The organism is Arthrobacter sp. B0427-1-12, from assembly GCF_059092905.1.
The window spans coordinates 1-222 of record NZ_JBNHIC010000279.1 but is presented as its reverse complement, the minus strand read 5'-3'; the positions used below and the strand labels follow the sequence as shown (position 1 = coordinate 222).

At 69.8% G+C, this 222-nt stretch carries 1 protein-coding gene; it reads right to left on the bottom strand.

The genetic code is table 11. The annotated features are described in order from the left end of the window. Positions 1-222 (bottom strand): hypothetical protein (locus AC5RWU_RS24850; RefSeq protein WP_493986820.1); only part of this gene is annotated, 222 nt, incomplete at both ends.

Here is a 222-nt window from a genome sequence, read left to right as displayed (position 1 = left end):
TCAGCCGCAGCTGGCCGGGTGAGAACAGCCTGGGCGCCCTGCCGGTGTTGGTAACTTCCGCTTCGATGAGGATCACATCGGCCCAGGTCTCGTTCACCGGCCCCCCGGACGGTGCCCCGTGGCCGTGGGCGCCGGCTTGGGGCACCGGACCGGCATTGCTGAGGGCTGCAGCATGGGTGATCCGGCTGAAGTCCGCTGCCCCGGGGGTTCTGCTGAACACGG